Origin of the sequence: Candidatus Magnetominusculus dajiuhuensis, assembly GCF_046044395.1 — a bacterium.
Lineage (GTDB): Bacteria > Nitrospirota > Thermodesulfovibrionia > Thermodesulfovibrionales > Magnetobacteriaceae > Magnetominusculus > Magnetominusculus dajiuhuensis.
Window position 1 is genome coordinate 1 of sequence record NZ_JBJUSG010000168.1, and the last position, 6,369, is coordinate 6,369.

Below are 6,369 nucleotides of genomic sequence, written 5' to 3' on the forward strand. Positions count from 1 at the left end.
CCTTGCAATTTTCATGGGCGGGGGCGAAGATTGACTCTATTCATGTATGTTTCGTTAATATTGCCTCTGGTAATACCGGCGGCAGAATCTCCGTTTCGTAAGGGTTGACTACAGATATAACAATGCTCTAAGACCACTGTGTCTTCTACCATATTGACCTCCTATGTTTGTTAGTTCGCTGTTGTTTAGAGAGCCTTATGACTACCCTCTATCAGATCTTTAAGCTGGTTTGGCTCCAGCCGGTGCGGTTTCTTGGCATATGGACTTAGGTCAATGGCCTTAACAAAGAGCCGTCGGCCTAATCTTGAGAGGCAATCCTCTGTACAGGCTTGGCCGGACTCGTCGGCGTCAAAGAGCAGGATGACCTTGCCGTTAGAGCCGAGGGTGTTTACTAAGAGTTCATCTTGATAGGTGCTTAGGCTTGATCCCATAAGAGCTACTGCGTTTTCAAAACCGGCTTGATAGAGCCTCCAGACAGACAGGTAGCTTTCCACTATAATCAGGGTGTCCACGTCCTTTTGACGCTGTAAGTTGTAGATGACACTGGACTTATGGAAGTTGGCCGGAAGCTTATACTTTCCTTCGTTTTTGGCCTGCTCATCGTCAACCGCTCGTCCACAGTAAGCTACCAGTTGGCCTTGGACATCGTGTATTGGAATAGCGATGCGGCCTTTAAGTGAACCTCTCTGGCAGAAGCCCAGGCCAAAGTGTTTAACTGTCTCTGCAAGAAGGCCGTGCTGGGAAAAGAAGGGATGATCAAGGACAAGGGTTTTTAGCTCGAAGGTAAGAGGCGGATTAATCGGTTCTTGAGGTTCTTCTGTCGGGTTACTTTCTTTTCTAACCAGTTCTGTAGTAGTCTTGGCTGCTTCTTTAGCGGGAGGCGGTGTTTTATCCGACAGAAACCAGTCCTTTAGAAGCAAAGCGGCTTGGCGGGTATCGACATTTTCCATTTTACTTGCGAAATCGATGACGTTGCCACCTCCGTTACAGTTACCAAAGCAGTTAAAGATGTTCTTGTCGAGATTGACTGAGAACTGTCTTGGATTAACCCCTTGATGGATAGGGCAGCAGCCCACAAGGTTTTTGCCGGACTGCTTAAGTTCAGCCGTTAGACCGTAATGGTCTAAGACCATTTCCATTGTTATGGTGTCTTTGACGGCTTTGAAATCGACCCAGTTGTGGTTATTCTGGGCTTTCTTGTGTTTAGGCATGGAATACCTCCTTTGATGATAGGCGCAATACTGGCATTGAAGAGCCGTATGTGCAGGGATTTAGACTTACAGGTAGAATGTTGATTTGTAAGGTGCAAGGACTGGAAACCAGTTCCTCTGTTTTCTTTATATCACATGTTTAGGGACTTGTCAAGGGGGAGTTGATTAGTTATGGAGATAACTGAATCGAAGTTAATTTTTTCTCACTGTGTTATAATAAAAGGATGGAACGTAATGAAGCCATACGCCGATTAAAACAGCACGAAGCTGACCTTAAGCAGCTTGGCATTGAGCATCTTTTCATGTTTGGTTCAACCGCGCGTGGCGAGGCTCGTGACGATTCTGATGTTGATCTGTTTTTCGATCACCCTGAAGGATCAATAGGGCTTTTTGAGTTGATGGATATAAAGAGGGCCGCCGCTCGAATCCTTAAGTGCAAAACTGAGATTATGACAAGGCGTAGTTTGCACCACGTTTTGCGAGAGCGGATCGAGAAGTCGGCATTACAAGTGTTCTGATGACCAATCCTTCACCGGTATCACGCCTTACCGACATTATCGAGGCTATAGAGCTTATTCAAAATGAGATGGCCGACGTAACACTTCATGTCTTTGAAGGTGACAGGCGCAAGCAGTGGTTGGTCGAGCGTGGCATAGAAATTATCTCAGAAGCCAGCCGCCACCTTCCAGGTGAATTGAAGGCACGACACCCTGATATTCCTTGGCCGGATGTGGCGGGCATCGGCAATATATTACGTCATGATTATGAGCATGTTGCACACGATGTCCTGTGGCATGTGGTGAGGGACAATTTGCCGCTCTTAGAGAAGGTTTGCCGCGAAGAGCTAACGGCAGCAAACACCTAACCGGCCTTGAGATCGAAAAATTCTTACCGGCCATCAAAGATAGCCGCCACGAAGCCCGCGAGCATTGCCTTTTGCTTCAAGCCCTATCATAATATTAGCGGATAGTATTGTTTTGTTGCTATGAATAAAGATAGCAGGATAGGGAACAATTCTCTTAATCCCCTTCATATGCCACTGATTACAAGAATTATCTTGATTATTAATGATATAACGGGTTAATATTGGCCTAATCCACTAAAAATAAAGAGGAGGGGGGGACATGGAAGTTAATTTTGCAGCTTATGCTGATTCATTGAGGAGTATTCCGCTGTTTTCAACATTACAGGCTGAGGAATTAAATCAGATTATCAAAACTATCAATGTGAGGCGTATCCTTAAAGGCGGGGTGATTATAAGCTGGGAAGACGCTAATAACTTCATGTATATAGTTTTGGATGGCAGCGTCAAGGTTACTCAGCTTACCGAGGATGGGAAGGAAATACTTTTGGCCTCACGAGAGACTGGTGAATTCTTCGGGGAAATGTCCTTGATTGACGGCAAGACCGCATCAGCCACGGTTTCGGCTCAAGAGGATTCGGTTGTCGGCATTATTTCAAAAAGCACCTTCTTTTCTATGCTTCGCTCTAACGAGAAGGTCTTTGGCAGCCTTCTACAAACACTTTGCTCAAAGATTCGCGCCTCTACTGAAACCATCCAGCTTCTAAACCATAACCGCGTGTCGCAAAGGCTAAGGCTGTTGTTCAAATCATTAGCCAGCGAATACGGTCAAGAGACTGAGTCAGGCATTCTCCTGAAGCATAAGCTGACTAATCAGGAAATAGCTGACCGAACCGGCCTAAGCCGCCAGAAAGTCTCCACCGTGATCAATGAGTGGAAAAGAGAGCGGTTAATAATCACGGGGGACGACAAATATATTCACATATCCCACGAATTATTTAATTTTTCTTAAATACAGTCACCGCGGTGACGGACAGTCTCTTCAAGTCTCCTATAAAATAGAATCAAATAAGTAACTATGGAGGCTTGAAGATGAAAAAATTATTATTGTTGTTGGCAGTATTAGTCCTAAGTGGATGTTACTCACAAGAGGTTCGCTATTCACCCGTTTATTATGAACCGGAGCCACAGCCATATTATGTGGTACCTCCACCACCAATGTACGCACCGCCTGTAGTTGTAGTTCCTCCACCTCCGGCATACAGACCAGCGGCTGTTGTCGTGGCAGCTCCCGAGAGACCCCGTGCGCCTCATCAGGCTCAGTCACCGCAGCCGGCTCCAGCACCCAGACCAGCTCCGGCTCCGCAGCCAAGTCAACCGAATAAACCACCGAAAAAGTGAGGCTACTGTGTTTTTATAGTAAACGTGCTTGGAATAGTTAGAAGATAGGAAATAGAGTCGGTTACCCAAGGAAATCTGGATGGGTAACCGATTTTTGTTTGAGAAATCGAAGATGTGAAAATACAGCGTATCCTTTGTGATTTCCCAATCCTTAGCCCGCAAATACAGCTATTCACATATCCCACGATTTTTTTTATAACCATAGTCACCACGGTGACGGACAGCCCCTTCAAACCTCCTTTACAATAGAATCAAATAAGTAATTAAGGAGGCTGTCATATGAGTACAAAATCAAAAGGCTGCATAAAAGAAGCCATCGCAATATCAGTGATAGTATGTCTATTGGTTTTAAAGGTTGGTTTTTCATCAGGCTCAACGGGAATAACAGATAACCGGACAGTATACACCCACAAAGAAGAGATTGTTGTATCAGTCAAGTCCGTTAAGAATACTGATCGTTCCACAAATAATGAAAAATCAGATGTTACTTACATGAACAGCAATCTCACTCCAGAAAGCCCTGTAAGCGACAATGTAGAGGTCAGCATAGCGCTTTAAAAATAGTTGATTGAAAGTAGTCGATAACATGTGTTTGCTCTCAGCCAGGGGATGGTTTAGACCTTTTTAAGATTTTCTGTACTTTCGATCCCATAGACATGAGGGAATTGCTTATCTGGTGTATTGACCAGAGCTGAATTAGCCAGGCATACTCTTTAACAATCACAGGGGACGACAAATAAATTCACTTATCCCAAGATTTTTTTGATATTTCTTAAAACAGCGTCACCGCGGTGACGGACAGCCTGTTTAGACCTCCATTACAATAGAATCAGTAATTAAATGAATATGGAGGCTTGAATATGAGGACAACATCAAAAAACATGATAGTCGCAGCAGCAGTGATAGTAAGCATAGTAAGTATAAAGGTTGGTTTTTCGTCAGGTTCACCAGTAAAAACAGATAGCAGGCAAGAATACACCCACAAAGAAGAGACGGTTGTTTCAACCAAGTCTGTTAAAAAGACCGAACGCCCCGCTCATAATGAAAAATCCAGTGTTACTTCCTATATAAACAGCAAGCTCACTCCAGACAGCTCTGTAAGTGATAAAATAGAGCTTAGCAATGAGCTTTATAAGAATGGCAACGTGAAAGAGGCAAAAGAGATTATCCTGAGCGCGGTAACCCAGTCAGTGGCAACCGGTGACGTTATGGACATCGAAGATTTCAAGCTGCTCATGGCCGTTTACTTCAAAAATGGAGAAATCGAGCAGTATTACAGAGTAATTGACTCAATACCGGATTCTTATCCTTTAAAAGACAAGATTATTACCGAAGCGGCTACGTTTTACAATGACAACGGCTATGCCAATGCCGCATATGAGGTACTTTGCAATGCCCTTAATAAGAACCCTAACGATGCCTATATCAGATATGCCTTCGCTAATACCTTGTCGCTGCAAGGCAGGAATGAAGAGGCCGTGCAGGAATATGTGAATGCCCTTTCAATCGCCGACAACCCTAACGGTTACTTTGAATTAGGTAAGCTGCTCTTAAAAATGGGTAAACAAGACCTGGCCCACCAGCAGTTTGAGAAAGTCGTCAGTATTTCCTCTAACTATGATCAAGAGATTGCAAAACTCTATGAGCAGCAACAGATATCTTGATTTACAGTAGTTTTATTGCCAAATGGTTGACTAAAACGTACTATATATGCTTATATTGAAGCATACAAAAACGAACGGGGAGGAGTAAAATGTCTAAAACAAGGTGGTTATTACCGGTTTTAATTATATCTATGATATTAGCAGTTTCTATGGCGTTCAGCGGTCAGACTGATACACCAGTCCGTCCAGTGAAAGGCAGTATCGTCCTTGACTTTAATAAGAATGTTTCGTGGAGCACTAAGCCCCATAATGGTATAAATTATCAAACTCTCCTAAGCGAGCCGGTGGTTAGCGTAGGGGCGGGCGTTGTCCATCAATACACCAAGACGTCAGCTCCCCAGTTCGGTTCGATTAACCCCGACGGCAGAGGTCCGGCTATCTGGATAAAACATACCTTATCAGACGGTTCTCCTATATATATGTTATATGGTAATGTCGCCTCTTCCTGGACTGACAAGTCTGCTAATACACAAGGCAAGTTTGTCTTTAATTGTAATTATACGATAACCCTAAAGGCCGGGGATGTTGTTAACGCTGGGGATGTCATAGGCTATAGCGCCCCCATTTATAACGATGGATACGCTGCACGTTATATACACATAGGCGTGTTTAAGCCCAACCTAAAAGATAAAAATAACAATGTTTACTATGATCCACCTGCTGACGGCTGGATTTTCAGCGATATAAATATGACAGAGGGGAGCTTTATTAATCCCGAAGACTTTTTTACGAAGTATGGCCTGAACAATGGTAGTACAGCAGACACTAACGTTCAACCAACAAATAAAGCAGCGGATACTAAAACAGTGTCACCGGCAGGTGCAACACCTACGCCTTCACCTAATAAACGTGTAACTGTCACTTATTCAGAGGCAACGCCGACACCAACTCCCTCACCTTCAGCAACACCTGCTCCTTCGCCTAAGAAAAGTTCGAAGTCTAAGTCAACGTCAACGGATATTACAAGTGGTTTAGTAGCGTACTATCCATTTAACGGTAATGCCAACGATGAAAGCGGAAATGGCAATAATGGAACGGTTTATGGAGCCACCCTAACAGCAGACAGGTTTGGGAATGCAAATAGAGCTTACAGTTTTAATGGAACGAGTGATTATATTAACGTACCCAATATACCCAACTTACCAAATTCAACTCATACATTTGCTTTTTACGTGAAAGTTTTGGGTAGTTACGGAGGTAATTCTAATGGTATTTGGGGCAATATTATGTTCAGACAATGTAAGCGTCAAGAAAACCCCATCTTTACAGTGGGGGTAGCAGATGTCATAAT

7 protein-coding genes are annotated in these 6,369 nt (G+C 43.7%); 6 read left to right on the top strand and 1 reads right to left on the bottom strand.

Annotated features, from left to right (window positions below; all coding sequences use genetic code 11):
• Nucleotides 1–185: 185 nt before the first annotated feature.
• Nucleotides 186–1,211, bottom strand: coding sequence for a CHC2 zinc finger domain-containing protein (locus AB7D94_RS15915; RefSeq protein WP_420266992.1), 1,026 nt, complete (start codon nt 1,209–1,211; stop codon nt 186–188).
• A gap of 224 nt (nt 1,212–1,435) precedes the next feature.
• Between AB7D94_RS15915 and AB7D94_RS15920 the strand changes: the two genes are divergently transcribed.
• The 6 genes from AB7D94_RS15920 to AB7D94_RS15945 form a co-directional block, all read left to right on the top strand.
• Nucleotides 1,436–1,729 (top strand): nucleotidyltransferase family protein, encoded by a 294-nt coding sequence (locus AB7D94_RS15920; RefSeq protein WP_420266993.1) that lies wholly within the window; start codon nt 1,436–1,438, stop codon nt 1,727–1,729.
• Nucleotides 1,729–2,076: a HepT-like ribonuclease domain-containing protein gene (locus AB7D94_RS15925; protein WP_420266995.1), complete on the top strand. Its 348-nt coding sequence runs from the start codon at nt 1,729–1,731 to the stop codon at nt 2,074–2,076. Before AB7D94_RS15920 ends, AB7D94_RS15925 begins: the two co-directional genes overlap by 1 nt.
• Before the next feature lie 259 nt (nt 2,077–2,335).
• On the top strand, nt 2,336–3,025 hold the full coding sequence (locus tag AB7D94_RS15930; RefSeq protein WP_420266997.1) for a Crp/Fnr family transcriptional regulator: 690 nt from the start codon (nt 2,336–2,338) through the stop codon (nt 3,023–3,025).
• A 668-nt stretch (nt 3,026–3,693) separates the two neighbouring features.
• On the top strand, nt 3,694–3,972 hold the full coding sequence (locus AB7D94_RS15935) for a hypothetical protein (RefSeq protein WP_420266999.1): 279 nt from the start codon (nt 3,694–3,696) through the stop codon (nt 3,970–3,972).
• 302 nt (nt 3,973–4,274) lie between these two features.
• The gene (locus AB7D94_RS15940; protein WP_420267001.1) at nt 4,275–5,078 is read left to right on the top strand and encodes a tetratricopeptide repeat protein; all 804 of its coding nucleotides are present in this window, start codon (nt 4,275–4,277) and stop codon (nt 5,076–5,078) included.
• A gap of 89 nt (nt 5,079–5,167) precedes the next feature.
• Nucleotides 5,168–6,369 (top strand): M23 family metallopeptidase (locus AB7D94_RS15945; RefSeq protein WP_474373870.1); only part of this gene is annotated, 1,202 nt, incomplete at its 3' end.